This window comes from Petralouisia muris (assembly GCF_004793545.1).
In the GTDB taxonomy this organism is placed as follows: domain Bacteria; phylum Bacillota; class Clostridia; order Lachnospirales; family Lachnospiraceae; genus Petralouisia; species Petralouisia muris.
Genome location: NZ_SRYA01000014.1, coordinates 79,398 through 98,235 on the forward strand (window position 1 = coordinate 79,398; position 18,838 = coordinate 98,235).

Below are 18,838 nucleotides of genomic sequence, written 5' to 3' on the forward strand. Positions count from 1 at the left end.
TACGTTTCCCAACTCCGTGAAAAGTAACCGAAAATTTCAAAGCCGTTCAGAGCCAGAAGGACTGTCCTTGACTGGAAGAAAGCCGTTTGCTATAATAAAAATCATAAAATGGAGAAGGGCAGCTATACAGGAAGTCTTTCCAAGTCATTTAAAATCAATCCCAGAGCCCCGAAAATCACAAGTCTTAAGGCCATGAAAAAAGGATTTATCATAATATGGAAAAAGCAGACTGCCAAAGAGAGTTCTGGTTATCAGGTTCAGTGGAGCAGAACCTACAAAACAGTTTGGAAAAGAATTACTATTCTTCCTGGTCTGCCGCAAAGAAAGTAACAGCAAAGCAATAACCAGACAATAACTCTCAAGGAAATTGACGATATCTCAGGAAACCCGTATAATATTCCTTGAGCATATATTATATTTTAGAAAGAAGGTGACACAATGGTAGAATTAGACCAGTTCAAAACAACTTTGAACGCTTGCAAAGAACCATTAGTGGAAGTGAGGGATTCACTTTAACCTGGCAAATAAAGAAAAGAAGATCCAGGAATTAGAACGGGAAATGGAAGCCCCGGATTTTTGGGACAACACCGAGCTTTCCCAGGTAAAAATGAAAGAACTGAAAAGCTTAAAGGATGATGTGGAGACATACGCCAGGCTTTTGGGCCAGTACGAGGATATTGAAACACTGCTGGAAATGGGCTATGAAGAAAACGACGCCTCCCTGATCCCGGAAATCGAAGAAGCTTTACAGGAATTTCAAGAAACTTTTGAAAATATCCGAATTAAAACGCTTTTGTCTGGAGAATACGATATGGAAAACGCCATTGTATCCCTTCATGCAGGGGCGGGCGGAACGGAATCCTGCGACTGGAATTCCATGCTTTACCGGATGTACAAACGGTGGGCGGAAGATAAAGGATTTGATGTGGAAGTGCTGGATTCCCTGGACGGAGAAGAAGCGGGCATTAAATCCATTACCTTTGAGGTGCGGGGAGAGAATGCCTACGGCTACCTGAAATCAGAAAAAGGCGTCCACCGTCTGGTGCGGATTTCTCCCTTCAATGCAGCAGGCAAGCGGCAGACGTCTTTTGCTTCCTGCGATGTGATGCCGGATATTGAAAAAGATCTGGATATTGAGATTAAGGACGATGAGCTGAGAATTGACACTTACCGTTCCAGCGGAGCCGGCGGTCAGCATATCAACAAAACTTCCTCGGCCATCCGCATTACCCATCTGCCCACCGGAATTGTGGTGCAGTGCCAAAACGAACGGTCCCAGCACATGAACAAAGACAAGGCCATGCAGATGTTAAAAGCCAAATTATATCTGTTAAAACAGGAAGAGAATGAGAAAAAAGCGGCAGATATCCGGGGAGAAGTGACGGAAATCGGATGGGGCAACCAGATCCGCTCCTATGTCATGCAGCCCTATACCATGGTAAAAGATCACCGAACCAATGCAGAGACTGGAAACGTTGACAGCGTTATGGACGGAAAACTGGATTTGTTTATCAATGCTTATCTGAAGTGGAAAAGCATAGGAGGGTGATGTGCATGGAGGCATTACAGGATATGACAGTGGAAGAAAAAGGAGATATGCTGTTAGAATTGTAGATTAGCCAGATATCAGGCTCTGAGGTAAGGAAATACAGGAGGAATCAGAATGGGAATTATCAGAGCGGCAGTCCAGGCCGTATCCGGCGGGCTGGCAGACCAGTGGCTGGAAGTGTATGAGCCGGATGATATGGGAGAACGGACTGTCTTTACTCAAGGAGTAAAGACCAGAAAAGGGCAGAATACCAAAGGAAGCGGCGATACCGTAAGCAACGGTTCTGTCATCCATGTATACGACAACCAGTTTATGATGCTGGTGGACGGGGGAAAAGTGGTAGACTATACGGCAGAGCCGGGATATTACAAGGTGGACAATTCTTCCCTGCCGTCCCTGTTCAACGGACAATTAAAGGATACAGTGAAGGAATCCTTTCGCCGTGTTAAATTCGGCGGCCAAACGCCTACAAAGCAGAAAATATTTTATATCAACTTACAGGAGATTAAAGGAATTAAATTCGGAACCAGAAATCCTGTAAATTATTTTGATAACTTTTATAATGCGGAGCTGTTTTTAAGGGCTCACGGAACGTATTCTATCAAGATTACAGATCCCATCCGGTTTTATGGGGAAGTGATTCCAAGAAATGCCCGACAGGTGGAGATGGAAGATATCAATGGTCAATATCTTTCTGAATTTTTGGAAGCCCTGCAGTCTGCCATTAATCAGATGTCCGCAGACGGAATCCGCATTTCCCATGTTGCTTCTAAGAGCAGAGAGCTTGGCAAATACATGGCGGACACTTTGGACGAAGATTGGAACCGGATGCGGGGCATGGAGATCCAGGCAGTGGGAATTGCCAGCGTCTCCTATGATGAAAAATCTACAGAATTGATTAATATGCGCAACGAAGGCGCTATGCTCAGCGATCCTTCGGTGCGGGAAGGTTATATGCAGGGCCATGTGGCAAGGGGAATGGAGGCGGCAGGCTCCAACGCCAACGGCGCCATGGCCGGATTTATGGGAATGGGTTTGGGTATGCAGGCCGGAGGCAGCGCTATGTCTGCGGCTTCCGCGGCCAATATGCAGCAAATGCAGATGCAGAATATGCAGCAGAATTCCAATATGCAGAACCAGAATACGGCGCAGTTTAAGCCAAATCAGAATATGCAGAATCCCTCTGCCGGATGGACCTGCGAATGCGGCGCCCAAAACAGCGGCAAATTCTGTTCCGAATGCGGAAAGCCCCAGCCGAAACAAACCGACCAGTGGACCTGTAGCTGCGGCCATGTGAACAGCGGCAAATTCTGTTCCGAATGCGGTGCGCCAAAACCCGCACAGCCCGGTGCATGGACCTGTGGGTGCGGAGCGGTAAACGAAGGCAAGTTCTGCTCGGAATGCGGGAAACCGGCCGGCACAGCAGCCCAATAATTTGCGGCTTTTATCAGATAAGGAGAATACAAATGGCAGTTGTCAGTTATAAATGTCCAAACTGTGACGGCGAGCTGGTATTTGATCCAAGGACGCAGAAGTACAGGTGTGAATACTGTGCTTCTGCGTTTTCTCAGGAAGAAATCAACCAGCTCCAGCCGGAAACAGAAGAAGAAAAACAGGAAAATACCCGTGTTCCAGAAGGCGAAGAGGGCAGTGTTTATCACTGTCCAAGCTGCGGCGCCCAAATCGTCACAGAAGAAACCACAGCAGCGTCCTTCTGTTATTATTGCCACAATCCGGTTGTTTTGTCAGGAAGGGTATCCGGAGAATTTCTGCCGGATAAAATCATTCCCTTTGCCATCGACCGGAAACAGGCGGTAGAAAAGTTTCTGGAATATGTACATCATAAAAAATTTGTGCCTAAAGCATTTTTTCATAAAAATCAGATTGAGAAAATTTCCGGCGTTTACTTTCCTTACTGGATGGCAGATATGGATATGGAAGGAGAACTGAAGGCGGAAGGCAGGAATGTGCGGGTGTGGCGCAGCGGCGATACAGAGTATACCGAGACGAAAGTTTACCGGGTGGAACGGGAAGAAGAAATTCATCTGGAGGATATTACCCGAAATGCCTTAAGGAAGGCAAACGGGAAACTGGCCCAGGGCGTCCTGCCCTATGATGTGAATCAGGTTCAGTCCTTTCAGATGAGTTATCTGTCCGGATTTCTGGCAGAAAAACGGGATATGGAACGGGCGGAACTGGAAAATGGGGTAAAAAGAGAAGCAGAGGAACACGGCAGGCAGCTTCTTCGGGAAACTGTGAAAGGATACAATTCCATATCTGTGAAAAACTGCCGTCTGAATTGCAGGAGAGAACACTGGGATTATATGATGCTTCCTGTGTGGACGGTCACTTATCCCGGCAGGGACGGCAAAGTGTATTATTATTCCATGAATGGGCAGAACGGTAAAGTATGCGGGGAACTTCCGATTGATTATAAAAAGGTGTGGGCAGTCAGCGGACTTGTGTCCCTGCTGGTATTTGCACTGGGACTGGTGGGAGGTTTTCTGATATGAGGAAAAAAATACATAGATTGGGGATGTTTCTGGCATTTGTGTTCTGCCTGCAGCTTTCTTTTTTTTCTGTACAGGCGCAGGAAAATATTCAGCTTGCAGATGACGCCAAACTTTTAACGGAAGAAGAAGCAGCAGAAATTAATCAGCAGCTTGCAGAACTGGAAAAAAATACTGGATGGGACCTTATGGCTTACACGACGGGAGACGCTGGGAATATGAGCGCCAGGACTTACACCGAGACTTTTTTTGATGAACATACCACTTCGGATGACGGAATTATTTGCGGAATTGATATGGACAACCGGGAAATTGTAATCCGGGCTTTTGGAGAAGGCAGATATTACATCACCGACAGCAGAACAGAGCAAATTCTGGACGCAGGATATGATGACGTAAGTGATGAGCAGTACGGAAATGCTTTGAAAGCCATGCTGCGTGAGGTAAACCGTGTCCTTCAGGAAGAAAATCCAAAGGATAATTATCTTTATGATGAGGATACCGGCAAAGTGACAAACTATCGTCAGGGACACCGGGGCTTGAGCAGACTGGAGATTTTGATAGCAGCTTTTGCAGCTCTTGCAGCAGGCGGCTTTACTGCAGGGGGAATTATTGGAAGATATCGTTTCAAATTGGGCGCTTATCAATATCCCATTGAAAAAAACGGCAGCGTCCGTCTTAGGAAAAAGGAAGACTATTTTGTCAATCAGTTTGTGACCCGCAGGCATATTCATAGGGAGAGCTCCAACGGCAGCAGCAGCGGCGGAGGGAAAAGTACGGTGCATGCAGGCGCCGGCGGGCGCAGTTCCAGCGGCGGCAGCAGAAAATTTTAAAAAGAGGTTGCATTTGGAAAATAAATATGCTAATATCTTCCCTGTGACTACAGATGTTTTTGACAGACACACAGAAAAAGCAGCAGACCGGAGGAAATAATGGAAGAAAAGACCAAATATTTTGTGCTGAAGAAAAAAGCTGTTCCGGAAGTTTTGCTGAAAGTGGTGGAGGCAAAGAGACTTTTGGAATCAGAGCGGGCGGAATCAGTACAGGAAGCCACAGATATGGTGGGGATCAGCCGCAGCTCATTTTATAAGTATAAGGATGATATTTTCCCATTCCATGACAATGCCAGAGGGAAGACCATCACCATGGTAATACAGATGGATGACGAACCAGGGCTTTTGTCCCGGGTGCTTGGGATTGTGGCGGATTTTCACGCTAATATCCTTACCATCCATCAAAGTATTCCGGTCAATGGGGTGGCGTCTTTGACCTTGAGCGTTGATGTGCTGCCAGATACGAAAAATGTGTCCCAGATGGTGGAGAATATTGAGCAGCAGGAAGGGATTCATTATTTAAAAATATTAGCCAGAGAGTGACAGAATGGAGGAAGTTATGATAAAGATTGCAATTTTAGGATACGGAACCATAGGTTCCGGCGTTGTGGAGGTTTTGCATACCAACAAAGAGAGTATTGCAAAGCGGGCAGGAGACGAAATTGAAGTGAAATACATTTTAGATCTGCGGGATTTTCCAGGGGACCCTATGGAAGAGAAAGTAGTGCATGATTATGATATCATTGCAGATGACCCGGAGGTACAGGTGGTTGTAGAAGCCATGGGCGGTGTGGAACCGGCCTATACATTCGTAAAGCGGGCGTTGCTGGCTGGCAAAAGTGTGACCACTTCCAATAAAGCGCTGGTTGCAAAGCACGGAGCGGAGTTGATTGCCATTGCAAGGGAACAAAGCATCAATTTTCTGTTTGAAGCAAGCGTGGGCGGGGGAATCCCCATTATCCGTCCCCTGAATTCTTCCCTTACCGCAGATGAGATCGAGGAAATAACGGGAATTTTAAACGGTACCACCAATTATATGTTAAGCAAAATGTCCTTTGAAGGGCTGGAATTTGAAGATGTGTTGAAAGACGCCCAGTCCAGGGGCTATGCAGAGGCAGATCCTACCGCAGACATTGAGGGTTATGACGCATGCAGGAAAATTGCAATCCTCACCTCTTTGGTATGCGGTCAGCAGGTGGATTTTGAAGAGATTTATACTGAAGGAATTACCAAAATTACAGCGACGGATATTCGTTACGCCAAAGCAATGGGAAGGGTGATCAAGCTTTTGGCAACCAGCAAAAAGACATCGGAGGGCTACTGTGCCATGGTGGTGCCCTTTCTGCTGTCTGGTGAACATCCCCTCTATAATGTTAATGACGTCTTTAATGCGATTTTTGTACATGGAAATGTATTGGGTGATGCGATGTTTTACGGAAGCGGTGCAGGAAAACTCCCCACAGCCAGCGCTGTAGTTGCAGATATTGTGGATATTGCCAAGCATCTTCACAAGAATATTCTGATTTCCTGGAGCTCCCGGAAAATGGATTTGGTGGAATATAAGAAAGCAAAGAGCAGGTTCTTTGTGAGAACCCAGGAACCGAAAGACGCAGTGGAAAAACAGTTTGGCCAGGTGGAATGGGTAGAGGCAGAAGGGATTACCGGAGAGAACGGATTTTTGACAGAAATCATGACAGAAGAGGAATATGAAGAAAAAGCATTGGGACTTAAGAACATTTTGCAGAGAATCCGCGTAGTTTAGAATAGAGAGGAACAGTATGAAATATGTGATTGTGTTGGGGGACGGAATGGCAGACCGTCCTCTGGAAGAGTTACAGGGAATGACGCCCCTGGAATATGCCGAAACGCCTGCAATGGATCAGCTTGCAGCAGCAGGTGAGATTGGGATGGTTCATACCATTCCTGACGGAATGTCACCAGGAAGCGATACGGCGAATTTGTCTGTATTGGGATATGATCCGAAGATTTACTATTCCGGGCGCTCTCCCCTGGAGGCTTTAAGCATTGGCGTGGATATGAAACAGGATGACGTATCGCTGCGCTGCAATCTTGTGACGCTGTCTGAGGAAGAGGAAAGATACGAGGACAGAAAAATTCTGGATCACAGCTCTGATGAAATATCCACAGAAGATGCCGCCGTGCTGTTAGAGGCGGTGAAAAGAGAGCTGGAGACAGACGGCTATCATTTTTATGCAGGAACCAGTTACCGTCATCTTCTGATTTGGGAAAAAGGCTCTGTGATAGATTTGACACAGCCCCATGATGTGCTGGGACAGACCATTGGACAGCATTTGCCCAAAGATCATATTCTCCGGGAAATGATGAAACGAAGCTATGACATTCTGGTCAGCCATCCCATCAATCTGGAGCGGAAAAAGCAGGGACTCCGTCCGGCCAATTCCTGCTGGTTCTGGGGCGCAGGCACCAGGCCGTCTCTTTCCTCTTTTGAAGAGAAAACCGGACTGAAGGGAGCTATGGTGTCAGCCGTGGATTTGCTGAAAGGAATTGCCGTAGGGGCCTCTATGAAGAATATTTCCGTTCCCGGAGCCACCGGCGGGCTTCACACCAATTATGAAGGCAAGGCTCAGGCCGCTGTGGATGCTCTTACCAAAGACAATTGTGACTTTGTGTATGTGCATGTGGAAGCGCCGGATGAAATGGGGCATCAGGGCAGCATTGAGAAAAAGGTGCAGGCCATCCAGTTTCTGGATCAGCGGGTCATCGCTCCCATCCGGCAGGGGCTGGAACAGGCAGGAGAAGAGTTCCGAATGTTGGTGACGCCGGATCATCCTACGCCGATCTGTATCCGCACCCATACGGGAGATGATGTGCCTTATCTTCTGTATGACAGCAGCAGGATTCAGCAAAATACCTGGAAATATAATGAAAAAGAGGCTGCAGAAAGCGGCCATCGTATCTCAAAAGGCTGTGAAATGATCGATTATTTCATTCAAAAATAGTTCAGGAGAACGCTATGTTAATCGTAAAAAAATTCGGAGGCAGCTCCGTAGCAGATAAAGAACGGATTTACAATGTGGCAAAACGCTGCATAGAAGAGTATCAGAAGGGCAATGATGTGGTGGTGGTATTGTCCGCCATGGGAAAGACCACGGACGGCCTGCTGGAACTGGCAAAGGATATTACCCCAAATCCTTCCCGCCGGGAGTTGGATATGCTTCTGGCCACAGGGGAACAGACCTCTGCGGCCTTAATGTCCATGGCAATGGGGGCTTTGGGCGTGCCTGCCATTTCTTTGAACGCCTTTCAGGTAATGATGCAGACGTCCTCCAGATACGGCAACGCCCGGTTTAAGAAAATTGATACTCAGCGTATCCGCCATGAGCTGGAGAACCGTAAGATTGTCATTGTCACAGGGTTTCAGGGCGTGAATAAATATGACGATCTTACCACCCTGGGACGGGGCGGATCGGATACCACGGCGGTGGCTCTTGCGGCAGTGCTCCATGCGGACGCCTGTGAAATTTACACAGATGTGGAGGGGGTTTACACTGCAGATCCCAGAATTGTGCCGAACGCCAGGAAGATTTCAGAGATTACCTATGATGAAATGTTAGAGCTGGCAACGCTGGGCGCAAAGGTGCTTCACAACCGCTCTGTGGAAATGGCAAAAAAATACGGAGTTCAGCTGGTGGTGCGTTCCAGCCTGAACAATGCCCAGGGAACCATTGTAAAGGAGGAGACAGACATGGAGAGTATGCTTGTCAGCGGAGTTGCAGTAGATAAAAATACAGCCAGGATCGCAGTGTTCGGGGTAAAAGATGTACCGGGTATTGCCTTTAAAATATTTGATTTGCTTGCTAAAAATAATATCAATGTAGATATTATTCTGCAGTCAATCGGGGGAAACGGAACAAAAGATATTTCCTTTACCGTGGCCAGAGAGGACGCCCAGGAGACGGTTGCCATCTTAAAAGAGTATAAAAACCGGATCACAGCCAGAGAGATTGAAGTAAATGATAAGGTTGCAAAGGTATCCATTGTAGGGGCAGGCATGCAGTCCAATCCTGGAGTGGCCTCCAGAATGTTTGAGGCGCTGTATAATGTGGGCGTCAATATTCGTATGATTGCCACATCAGAAATCCGCATTACCGTACTGATTAACGAAGAAGATGTGGATAAGGCAATGCGGGCGGTTCATGACCAGTTTATCGAAGATTAGGCGGCGTTACAGGCTGATTCCTTCCAGTAAATCAATATGCCAGACAATCAGCAGCAGATTTTTTATAAGAAAATTCACAGCGACAATCACCAGGGCGGCCCATATGTAGCCGTCCCTGTATTTTAATCCGATTTTTATCCGGTGCCTGGTAAGCCGTTCTATGGTCTGGCTGATAAGGAACCAGCCGCCTGCGGCGGCAGTATATGGCACCAGCGGGTGGCAGAGGAAAGAGGTCAGAAAATCTCCGTGAAGGAGAGCGGACACAGCTCTGGTTCCGCCACAGCCAGGACAGTAGATTCCAAGCAGAGTCTGCACTGCACAGGGAAGCAGCAGTTTATGGAAAGGAATGGGAAACAGCTTAAGCAGAACCCAGATTATGCCTGTCATAGCAAGCAGCGCCCATCCGACATAGAACAGGGCAGTTTCTTCTTTTTCTTGTTGTCTCATAAAATCCGTCCTTACGATAGCATATAAACGAAAAGTTAGTCATAATATTTTGTCTGTAATGCAGTATAATCTCTTTTTTTCAGTTTGTCAAAAAGAAAAAAATGTGATATAGTGATGATACAGGCTCAGAAAGTAAAAAGAGAAGTGAGGTGTTTATTATGGTAGGAGCAATCGGTGGGGGAAACAGTTACAGCAATTACGGGAATTATGCCGGAATATACGGCAACGCCGGAGAACGGGCCAATAATGGGGCTCAGAATCCAGAGGGAATTCCCGGGGTTCGGGAGAGCAAAGACGGTTCTGAGAAGGAGATATCCAAAGAACGCTGCCAGACCTGTGCAAAGCGCAAATATCAGGATGGTTCCGATGAGAATGTATCTTTTAAGGCTGCGGCCCATATTTCTCCTGAAGCGGCAGGAGGAGCGGTGCGCGCCCATGAAGGAGAGCATGTGTCCAACGCCTATACCAAGGCAGCTCAGAAGGATGGAAAAGTGCTTTCCGCTTCCGTCAGCATACATACATCTGTCTGCCCGGAATGCGGAAGAACCTACGTGTCCGGCGGAACCACTTCCACGAAGATAAAATATCCGGCCAACCCCTATGAAGAGAGCAAAAAGACCCTTGGCGCAGAAGAGACCAAAGGGAAAAATATTGACTATGCAGCATAGAATAATCAAATTGTAATTTCAGGAGGAATGACTTATGGAAAAACGAAAATTATCAGTAAGGATTTTTATGGTATGCTGTTTGGCGTTGATTGGGATTCTTGCCGTTCCCAGCACTGCATACGCCAAGAAAATTACCAGTGACCGGCAGGTTGAGAAGATGGCTAAGAAGAAAGTGAAAGGCGCAACCGTGGTAGAAGTGGACAGAGATTATGAGAAAGGGAATCTCGTCTATGAGGTGAAGCTGATTAAGGGAACCAAAGAATATGATTTGACTTACCGCGCTTCCGATGGAAAGCTGATAGAATATGGCTGGGAAGAAATGCGGGTAAGGCCAAGCTCCAAGAAGCTGATCAGTGAGAGCAAATGCAAAAAATTGGCCAGGAAGAAGGTAAAAGGAGCGCAAATCACCAGTATCAGACTGAAATATGATGATGGAATTGAAGAGTATAAGGTTAAGATGCAGAAGAGCAGCAAAAAGTATGAATTGGAGTACCATGCCCGTACCGGCAAATTAATCGGATACCAGTGGAAAGAAAATCTGAAGACCAAGCCGGGCAACAGCGGCTATATCGGAGTGGAAAAAGCAAAACAGATTGCCCTGAAAGAGGTTCCCGGCGCAACAGTGGTCAAAGCGGAATTTGATAATGATGACGGAATTCCAGTTTATGAAGTGGAGCTGGTAAAGGACGTCTGGGAATATGAATTCAAGATTCATGCTAAGACAGGCGCAATATTGGAGCGGGATCAGGACAGTATTTATGATTAGATCCTGTAACGTCAGAAGGAGAACAGGATAGCATGTTTCGTTAAATTGTGTAACAGAGTGGAAATGGAGCGTAACAGAGAATGAATCGTACATCGGCAGAATTAAAAAGACTGGCAAGGGAGAAGCTGACAGGGCACTGGGGTCTGGTGATTGGCGCAACGCTGCTGCTGAGCCTGATTATGTTTGCGGTGCTGATACCTTTTTATGCGCTGTTTTTTATCAGCAGAGGCGGGATGGTGCAGTTTTTTGCATACATGGCCGCAACGCTGATTGTCAGTATTGTATCTGTAATTATGCAGTGCGGAATCAGCAGAATGCAGCTTGGATTTGCACGGGGACAGAACACCGGAATTGGTATGCTGTTCGGAGAATTTGCCCAAAGGCCGGAACGCTATATTTTGGGAATCTTAATGATAATTGGTATGGAACTGGTCTGCTTTTTGCCTGCGATTATCTGTTGGACAGTGGCAGCCATGCAGGGAATGCTTCCGGCGTTTATCATTGCGTTTGTCCTTTATATAGCTGGAATGATCGTGGGGCTGATACTGGCTTTTCGGTATGCTTTGGTTTTTCTGCTGATGGTGGATCATTTGCAGATGGGGTCGGTAACGGCGTTTCGGGAAAGTTCCCGGCTGATGGATGGGAACAAGGGACGCTTGCTGTATATTTACCTAAGTTATATTGGCTGGAGTATTTTGGCTATGCTTTCCTGCGGAATAGGAACCCTCTGGATTTCTCCTTATATGAATCAGACCATTATAAGCTTCTATTTGGATTTGACAGGAGAATTTGACAGGATGCAGAAAGCGGAGCCGGAATTTACCGTTCCTCAGGGACAATATTGATTCAGAAGAAGTGAGAAAATATACTGGAGTTTTCCTTTTTTGAAGAAGGGGCAAACTCCAGTATTTTTTTCAAGTTTGATTTATGCTTTACCGGAACCTGTTGGCAGTGCGATGCAATGCTTCACAGCATCCAAAAATAAATGATATTCCTTCATAGAGTTGTCGTTGCCGTTTCGGATATCAAATTTTTTGGATATATCCCGCGCTTCTTTTCCATAATATTCTGCCAGCGTTTCAATTCGGTAGCATCCATCTGGCTGATGATAAGGAAGCTTGGAGGGCAGCTTTAGACGGACATTTTTCTTGCCTTGCTTCATCAGGGCCCGCATCATAATCTCAGCTCCGGTGCAGAATTCCATTTTGTCCAAAGGCGTGTAAGTCAAAGCCTGATAAGGGGCTTCTTCCTTGAAAAAGCTCCATGCAGCCTGCAAGTTAGTCAGCGTTAGATAAACGATGGTATCTGCGAAATAGCAGGAATGCATCTGCTGCTTTTGGCGGAGATGTTCCATTTTTTTGTAATAAGGTTCTGCTTGCTTTACATCGTGAAGCCGTACCGCATAGTGATACAAAAGCCTTCCGTATTGAAAGATAAGGGTATATTCATCATAATATTTTGTTTCCAGCAGCTTTCCCGCTTTCAGTAAATGCTCAAGATCCCCGTACCAGCAAGCCATTTCCCCTTCGAATGCTATAGTATCTGCATTTCTGATATGGTGAGAGCGGTTAAAAAGACGGAACTCGTGAAGGCTCTGCATGGCCTTTTCTTTTTTACCTGCCGCACGGTATAATCTTGCAGCCGCCATATGGTACATGCAAAGGGAATAGCCGTATTTCTGACAAAAAGATTTATATTTTGCAAGATATTTTTCCATATCTGAGACAGAGATTTGATAAAAGAAATCTGCACAGTCTATCACCCAGGTAAAAACGTCTTTGACAGCCTCTTCTGCAGTGATATAGCAGTCTGGGGGCATCTCAATCTCCGGATGAGCCTCAAAGAGATCCAGAATTTCCGGGAAAATTACGTAGAGGTACAGCAGATAATTGTTGTCACAGGCGCAGGCATATTCATAGCGGAAAAACATCATGTAGCCGTAGTCTTTTTCCAGATCTGCTTCCTGGATGGCTTGGCGGATGCCGGAAAGCCTGGCTTCACCAGGAGCCATCTTCTGATATTCTTCCATTAGCTTTTGTGGGTAGTACATGCCTGTCTCCTTCCGATTACAGTATCAGTTACTTGAGATGCCGATATGTTACAGGGTATCATAGAAATCATAAGGGCTGACAGAGTCAGGATAACCCATTTCCTGCATCAGCTCTTCAATATAATTCAGATAACCTTCCCATCCTCCGAATTGTACCAGCAACGTGAAAAAGGAATACATCAAGAAAAGAATTCCGCAGACAATGCCGATAATACCCAGAATTAGCCCTGCTTTGGCATAACCATTGGTATGCATTTCCCCGCCGCGGGAAAGCAGTGCAAAAATAATAGCCAGGGAACCGAAAACAATTGCCGGATACACGCAGCAGCTCATCACAAGGCCCAGAATACCCATGATCATTGCAGCCACAGACATGCCGGCGGAGCGCATCTCTATATAAGATTTATTTGATTCATAATCCATAAGAAACCTCCTTAAAAATCTTTTTCACTGTGTTTTATTGTAGCACGTGCACCAGAAAAATACAACAAAAAGAATTTTAACGGCTGTAGGCAGGGTTCTTGATTTTTTGAAGAATATAAGATAAACTTTCCATAGTGCAGGAAAGAAAATGCTTTCTTGCAAAAAGGGAAATGAGATAAGGAGAATTATTGATGGACATTATTGCAAAATTAGCAGAAGAATTAAAGATCCGAAAGCAGCAGGCAGAAGCTGCGGTAAAGCTGATTGATGAGGGAAACACTATCCCCTTTATTTCCAGATACCGGAAAGAAGCCACCGGAGCCTTAAACGATGAAGTTCTGCGCAGCCTCAATGAAAGGCTGTTGTATTTGCGGAATTTAGAAGAGAAGAAAGAACAGGTATTGTCCTCCATTGAAGAACAGGGCAAACTGACAGAAGAGTTAAAGCAGCAGATACGTTCAGCAGAAACATTGGTGGCAGTGGAGGATTTATACCGTCCCTACCGTCCCAAGCGGCGGACCAGAGCCACCATTGCCAGGGAAAAAGGATTGGAGCCTCTGGCAAATATTATCTTGCTGCAGATGACAGAGAAACCGCTGGAAACAGAAGCAGAGGCGTTTCTGGACGCGGAGAAAGGCGTGAATACTGCAGAGGACGCCCTTGCAGGGGCCATGGATATTCTGGCGGAAAATATTTCAGATGAAGCGGACTACCGGAAATACATCCGGGAGCTTACCATGCGTACCGGAAAAATTATATCTACTGCCAAGGATCAGGAAGCGGAGTCCGTATATGAGATGTATTATGATTTCGAAGAAGGGCTGGCAAAGCTGGCAGGCCACCGGATTCTGGCTCTGAACCGGGGAGAGGCGGAGAAGGTTCTCACTGTGAAAGTGGAAGCGCCTGCAGAACAGATTTTACAGTATTTAGAGAAGAAAACGATTTCCAGGGATAACTCGTATACCTCCCCTGTGTTAAAGGCAGCGGCGGAGGACAGCTATAAACGGCTGATCGCCCCGGCTATTGAACGGGAAATTCGAAATGAACTGACAGAACGGGCGCAGGACGGAGCCATTCGGGTATTCGGAAAGAACCTGGAGCAGCTATTGATGCAGCCGCCCATTGCCGGAAAAGTGGTGCTGGGCTGGGACCCGGCCTTTCGTACCGGATGTAAGCTGGCAGTAGTGGATTCTACTGGAAAAGTGCTGGACACCACAGTAATTTATCCTACGGCTCCCCAGAATAAAGTGGAGGAATCCAAAGCGGTTTTGAAAAAAATGATTCAGAAATATGGAATTTCCCTGATTTCTGTGGGAAATGGAACCGCCTCCCGGGAGTCGGAGATGATTATTGTAGATTTGCTGAAGGAAATTCCCGTTCCGGTTCAGTATGTGATTGTAAATGAAGCAGGTGCTTCGGTATATTCTGCCAGCAAGCTGGCGACAGAAGAATTCCCTAATTTTGATGTAGGCCAGAGAAGCGCGGCGTCTATTGCAAGGCGTCTCCAGGACCCACTGGCGGAACTGGTGAAAATTGATCCCAAATCCATCGGAGTAGGCCAGTATCAGCATGATATGAACCAGAAAAAATTAAGCGACGCCCTCGGCGGCGTGGTGGAGGACTGTGTCAATAAGGTTGGGGTGGATCTGAACACGGCTTCTGCTTCTCTGCTGGAGTATATTTCCGGTATTACAAAGGTTATCGCCAAAAATATTGTAGCGTACCGGGAAGAAAACGGCAGATTCCTTACCAGGGCACAGTTATTGAAGGTGGCAAAATTAGGCCCCAAGGCATATGAACAATGTGCAGGATTTATGCGTATCTCCGATGGGAAAAATCCTCTGGACGGAACCAGCGTCCATCCGGAAAGCTATGAAGCAACGCTGAAGCTGCTGGATAAACTGGGCTATCAGCCGGAGGATATTCGGGAAGGAAAACTGGCAGGAATTTCCCAAAAGGTATCCAATTATAAGAAACTGGCGGCAGAGCTGGAAATCGGGGAAATGACCCTGCAGGATATTGTAAAGGAATTGGAAAAGCCTGCAAGAGACCCCAGGGAGGATATGCCAAAGCCTATTCTGCGCAGTGATGTACTGGAAATGAAGGACCTGACCCCGGGTATGATTCTGAAGGGAACAGTACGCAATGTGATTGACTTTGGAGCTTTTGTGGATATCGGAGTCCATCAGGACGGACTGGTACATATTTCCCAGATGACAGAGCGGTATATCAAACATCCTCTGGAAGCAGTCAGCGTAGGAGATATTGTGGAAGTGAAAGTTATGAGTGTGGATTTACAAAAGAAACGGATTCAGCTTACAATGAAAATCTGACATTTTGAAAAATATGCCTGTTGACAGATACAGCAGGCAGGAGTAGAATAGAGCTATAAATTAAATAGTGTTCTTCAGGGCAGGGTGACTTTTTCCCGGCAGAATCCAGGCACAGGATTCTGGAGAAAAGGAATTCCCGACCGACGGTGATACCCCAGGAGGGCAAGTCCGTGAGCCGCAAGGCATGATTTGGTGAGAATCCAAAACCGACAGTACAGTCTGGATGGGAGAAGAAAATATTTATTAATGCGTGTATTTTATATGCCCTGGATCTCTGGATTCAGGGCGTTTTTTTGTAGTTACGCAGAAAATATACCGCCCAAGGAAGATTTTGTAAAATCTGAAACAGCGGTTCTGAAGACACGAAATGATTAACTTATAAAGGAGTGTTTTGTCATGAATCAAAGGAGTACAGCAACAGCAGGAAAACAGACTAGGCAGAAGGATATCTGGAAAATGACTATGACCGCCATGCTGTCAGCCATTGCATTTCTTCTGATGTTTTTGGAATTTTCCGTTCCCATTATGCCGGCTTTTATCAAGATGGATTTGTCGGAGCTTCCGGCGTTGATAGGGGCGTTTGCCATGGGGCCGGTGAGCGGGGCGATGATTTGTCTGATTAAGAATCTGCTCCATCTGTTTATGACCACCACCGGAGGTGTGGGGGAACTGTCTAATTTTATTCTTGGAGCTTCCTTTGTGGTTCCGGCAGGGCTGATTTACCGGAAATGGAAAGGGAAGAAAAGTGCAGTTGCAGGAGCTTTGGCCGGAGCTGTTTTAATGGCGGTGATCAGTGTCTTCTCCAATTATTTTATTGTATATCCCGTATATTATAATTTTATGCCGGAGGAAACGGTATTGGCAGCTTATCAGATGATTTTTCCGGGTGTGAAAAATATGCTGCAGTGCCTGATTGTTTTTAATGCGCCCTTTACTTTTGTAAAAGGAGTGTTCAGTGTGGTGATTACAGTGCTGGTTTATAAGCCGCTGTCTCCATTTTTGAAAGGAAATTACAGAGGTTCCAAAGCGCCTGGGAAGAACACAGGATACAGCGCTTAGACCGCCAGCAAAGTTTTTGCATAAACCTTATATTGTTGAGCATCAATCTCAGGAGGAAAACATGCAGCAGAAGAAAACGCCCGAAGATTATATGCGGCAGGCCCTTGTGCTTGCCAAGCAAGGGGAAGGAAAAGTATCGCCCAATCCTATGGTAGGCTGCGTAGTGGTAAAGAATGGAATTGTCATTGCCGAAGGTTACCATGAGAGATACGGCGGATTCCATGCAGAGCGCAATGCTCTGCAAAATTGCAAAGAGGATACCGAAGGGGCGGAGCTTTACGTGACTCTGGAGCCCTGCTGTCATTATGGCAAGATGCCGCCCTGTACCGAAATTATTATAGAAAAGAAGATCAAAACGGTCTATGTAGGCTGTCTGGATTCCAATCCCAAGGTGGCCGGAAAGGGCGTTCAGATTTTACGGGAACATGGGATTTTAGTGGAAACCGGAATTTTAGAACAAGAATGCAGAACTTTAAACGAAGTGTTTTTTCATTACATGGAAACAAACATGCCTTTCCTTACAATGAAATACGCCATGACCCTGGATGGGAAAATTGCCTGTGAAACAGGGGATTCCAAATGGGTGACGGGAGAAGAATCCAGAAATTATGTACAATTTCTGCGTAACCGCTGCCGGGGAATTATGGCAGGCATTGGAACGGTTCTGACAGATGATCCTATGCTGAACTGCCGGATGGAAGGAGGCAGGAACCCGGTACGGATTATCTGCGACTCCAGGCTGCGGATTCCTTTGGACAGCCAGATTGTAAAAACCGCTTCTGAGATAGAAACCATCGTAGTCTGGAATCCGGCAAAAGCAATTGCATGGAGAGCCCAGGGCGAAGGCTTAGAAGAGAAAAAGCAGGAGTTGGAAAGCCATGGCTTGTTTTTGCTGGAGGTTCCCACGGGAGCAGACGGAGAACTGGAGCTTTCCTATTTACTTGGACAATTAGCAAAACGTGGGATTGACAGTATATTACTGGAGGGCGGCGGAACCCTGAATGCTTCTGTGCTGAGAGCAAATCTGGTACAGCGGGTCTATGCCTTTATCGCTCCGAAACTGGTAGCCGGGGCCGATGCTAAATCTCCCATTGAAGGCAGCGGTATTTCCCGGATGAAAGATGCAGTCAGGCTGGAGGATTTAGAAGTTATCAGATTTGGTGAGGATGTATGTATGACCGGCAGGCTTACAGGAAAATCTGCATCATATCGTTCATTTGGCCTGCAGGTATCGGAAAAACAAAATTTGTGCAGACGGGAGGAAAAATGTTTACCGGAATCATAGAAGAAACAGGAGAAATCTGTGAAATTAAAAAAGAAACCCTTTCCGCCAGGATAAAAATCCGCTGCCGAAAGGTTTTAGAGGGAACGAAAATCGGCGACAGTATTGCAGTCAACGGCATCTGCCTTACGGTGACGTCCCTTGCAAAAGACGGGTTTACTGCAGATGTGATGGCAGAAACCATGCGCCGCAGCAGTTTATCAGAGCTGAGGATTCCCGGGATCGTGAATCTGGAGAGGGCCATGGCGGCAGACGGAAGGTTTGGCGGCCATATCGTCTCTGGTCATATTGATGGAACCGGAACCATTGCCGGAATCCGTCAGGAGGAAAATGCGGTCTGGTATACGATTGCTGCAGAACCAAAGCTGCTTCGTTATATCGTGGAAAAAGGCTCTGTCGCTTTAGATGGGATCAGCCTGACTGTGGCGAAGGTGACAGAAGAGGATTTTCAGGTATCTGTCATTCCCCATACTCGCCAGGAAACTGCGTTGACGGAGAAAAAGCCAGGCGGCAGAATCAACATAGAGTGTGATGTTATCGGAAAATATGTGGAAAAACTTCTTACAGACGTGAAGCCGGAGGAAAAGAAATCACATCTCACCGAAAGTTTTTTGATAGAGCATGGTTTTTTGTAAAAATAGTCGGGCTATATTATGAAAATTCTTTCGGTTTAGTTTACAATGGCAGCAGGCTTTTGCAGGAAGTTTAGAAAGGAAG

The 18,838-nt window shown here is 46.3% G+C and carries 18 protein-coding genes and 1 riboswitch; of the genes, 15 read left to right on the forward strand and 3 right to left on the reverse strand.

What is annotated here, in order from left to right; all coding sequences use genetic code 11:
• Positions 1–438 precede the first annotated feature (438 nt).
• The 8 genes from prfB (at position 439) to E5329_RS08870 (ending at position 9,093) form a co-directional block, all read left to right on the forward strand.
• Positions 439–1,549 (forward strand): peptide chain release factor 2 gene (gene prfB, locus E5329_RS08835; protein WP_135989206.1). Its coding sequence is split into 2 segments (ribosomal slippage): positions 439–513 and positions 515–1,549, totalling 1,110 coding nucleotides; the frame shifts between segments, so codons are not numbered across the junction.
• A gap of 114 nt (positions 1,550–1,663) precedes the next feature.
• Complete coding sequence (locus tag E5329_RS08840) at positions 1,664–2,983, forward strand: SPFH domain-containing protein (protein ID WP_135989207.1); 1,320 nt, start codon at positions 1,664–1,666, stop codon at positions 2,981–2,983.
• A gap of 32 nt (positions 2,984–3,015) precedes the next feature.
• Positions 3,016–4,062, forward strand: coding sequence for a TFIIB-type zinc ribbon-containing protein (locus E5329_RS08845; protein ID WP_135989208.1), 1,047 nt, complete (start codon positions 3,016–3,018; stop codon positions 4,060–4,062).
• Positions 4,059–4,892, forward strand: a complete 834-nt coding sequence (locus E5329_RS08850; protein ID WP_135989209.1) for a TPM domain-containing protein — start codon at positions 4,059–4,061, stop codon at positions 4,890–4,892. Before E5329_RS08845 ends, E5329_RS08850 begins: the two co-directional genes overlap by 4 nt.
• A 99-nt stretch (positions 4,893–4,991) precedes the next feature.
• Positions 4,992–5,435, forward strand: coding sequence for an ACT domain-containing protein (locus E5329_RS08855; protein ID WP_135989210.1), 444 nt, complete (start codon positions 4,992–4,994; stop codon positions 5,433–5,435).
• 16 nt (positions 5,436–5,451) lie between these two features.
• A complete protein-coding gene (locus tag E5329_RS08860; protein WP_135989211.1) occupies positions 5,452–6,654 on the forward strand; it encodes a homoserine dehydrogenase in 1,203 nt (400 codons plus the stop codon).
• A 16-nt stretch (positions 6,655–6,670) separates the two neighbouring features.
• Complete coding sequence (locus E5329_RS08865; RefSeq protein WP_135989212.1) at positions 6,671–7,873, forward strand: cofactor-independent phosphoglycerate mutase; 1,203 nt, start codon at positions 6,671–6,673, stop codon at positions 7,871–7,873.
• A gap of 14 nt (positions 7,874–7,887) precedes the next feature.
• Entirely contained in the window at positions 7,888–9,093 is a 1,206-nt protein-coding gene (locus E5329_RS08870) for an aspartate kinase (protein ID WP_135989213.1), read from the forward strand.
• Between the two features lie 6 nt (positions 9,094–9,099).
• Here the strand turns inward: E5329_RS08870 and E5329_RS08875 are convergent, their stop codons facing one another.
• A complete protein-coding gene (locus E5329_RS08875) occupies positions 9,100–9,540 on the reverse strand; it encodes a DUF2752 domain-containing protein (protein WP_135989214.1) in 441 nt (146 codons plus the stop codon).
• A 158-nt stretch (positions 9,541–9,698) separates the two neighbouring features.
• Between E5329_RS08875 and E5329_RS08880 the strand changes: the two genes are divergently transcribed.
• From E5329_RS08880 to E5329_RS08890, 3 genes are all read left to right on the forward strand, one after another.
• Entirely contained in the window at positions 9,699–10,208 is a 510-nt protein-coding gene (locus tag E5329_RS08880; RefSeq protein ID WP_275443133.1) for a hypothetical protein, read from the forward strand.
• A 34-nt stretch (positions 10,209–10,242) separates the two neighbouring features.
• On the forward strand, positions 10,243–10,974 hold the full coding sequence (locus E5329_RS08885; protein ID WP_135989215.1) for a PepSY domain-containing protein: 732 nt from the start codon (positions 10,243–10,245) through the stop codon (positions 10,972–10,974).
• 80 nt (positions 10,975–11,054) lie between these two features.
• Complete coding sequence (locus E5329_RS08890; RefSeq protein WP_135989216.1) at positions 11,055–11,819, forward strand: DUF975 family protein; 765 nt, start codon at positions 11,055–11,057, stop codon at positions 11,817–11,819.
• Between the two features lie 80 nt (positions 11,820–11,899).
• Here the strand turns inward: E5329_RS08890 and E5329_RS08895 are convergent, their stop codons facing one another.
• Positions 11,900–13,024 (reverse strand): hypothetical protein, encoded by a 1,125-nt coding sequence (locus E5329_RS08895; protein WP_135989217.1) that lies wholly within the window; start codon positions 13,022–13,024, stop codon positions 11,900–11,902.
• A gap of 48 nt (positions 13,025–13,072) precedes the next feature.
• On the reverse strand, positions 13,073–13,447 hold the full coding sequence (locus tag E5329_RS08900; protein WP_135989218.1) for a DUF4190 domain-containing protein: 375 nt from the start codon (positions 13,445–13,447) through the stop codon (positions 13,073–13,075).
• Positions 13,448–13,638: 191 nt separating this feature from the next.
• On the opposite strand from E5329_RS08900, the gene E5329_RS08905 reads away from it, so the two are divergent.
• The 4 genes from E5329_RS08905 (at position 13,639) to ribE (ending at position 18,756) form a co-directional block, all read left to right on the forward strand.
• Positions 13,639–15,780 (forward strand): Tex family protein, encoded by a 2,142-nt coding sequence (locus E5329_RS08905; RefSeq protein WP_135989219.1) that lies wholly within the window; start codon positions 13,639–13,641, stop codon positions 15,778–15,780.
• Positions 15,781–15,846: 66 nt separating this feature from the next.
• A riboswitch (FMN riboswitch) is annotated at positions 15,847–16,019 on the forward strand.
• Between the two features lie 157 nt (positions 16,020–16,176).
• Positions 16,177–16,839: an ECF transporter S component gene (locus tag E5329_RS08910; protein ID WP_135989220.1), complete on the forward strand. Its 663-nt coding sequence runs from the start codon at positions 16,177–16,179 to the stop codon at positions 16,837–16,839.
• 61 nt (positions 16,840–16,900) lie between these two features.
• Positions 16,901–18,124 (forward strand): bifunctional diaminohydroxyphosphoribosylaminopyrimidine deaminase/5-amino-6-(5-phosphoribosylamino)uracil reductase RibD, encoded by a 1,224-nt coding sequence (ribD, locus tag E5329_RS08915; protein WP_275443134.1) that lies wholly within the window; start codon positions 16,901–16,903, stop codon positions 18,122–18,124.
• Positions 18,106–18,756 carry a riboflavin synthase gene (gene ribE / locus E5329_RS08920; protein WP_135989221.1) on the forward strand — a complete coding sequence of 217 codons (651 nt, stop codon included), beginning with the start codon at positions 18,106–18,108 and terminating at the stop codon, positions 18,754–18,756. Before ribD ends, ribE begins: the two co-directional genes overlap by 19 nt.
• The last annotated feature ends 82 nt before the right edge of the window (positions 18,757–18,838 follow it).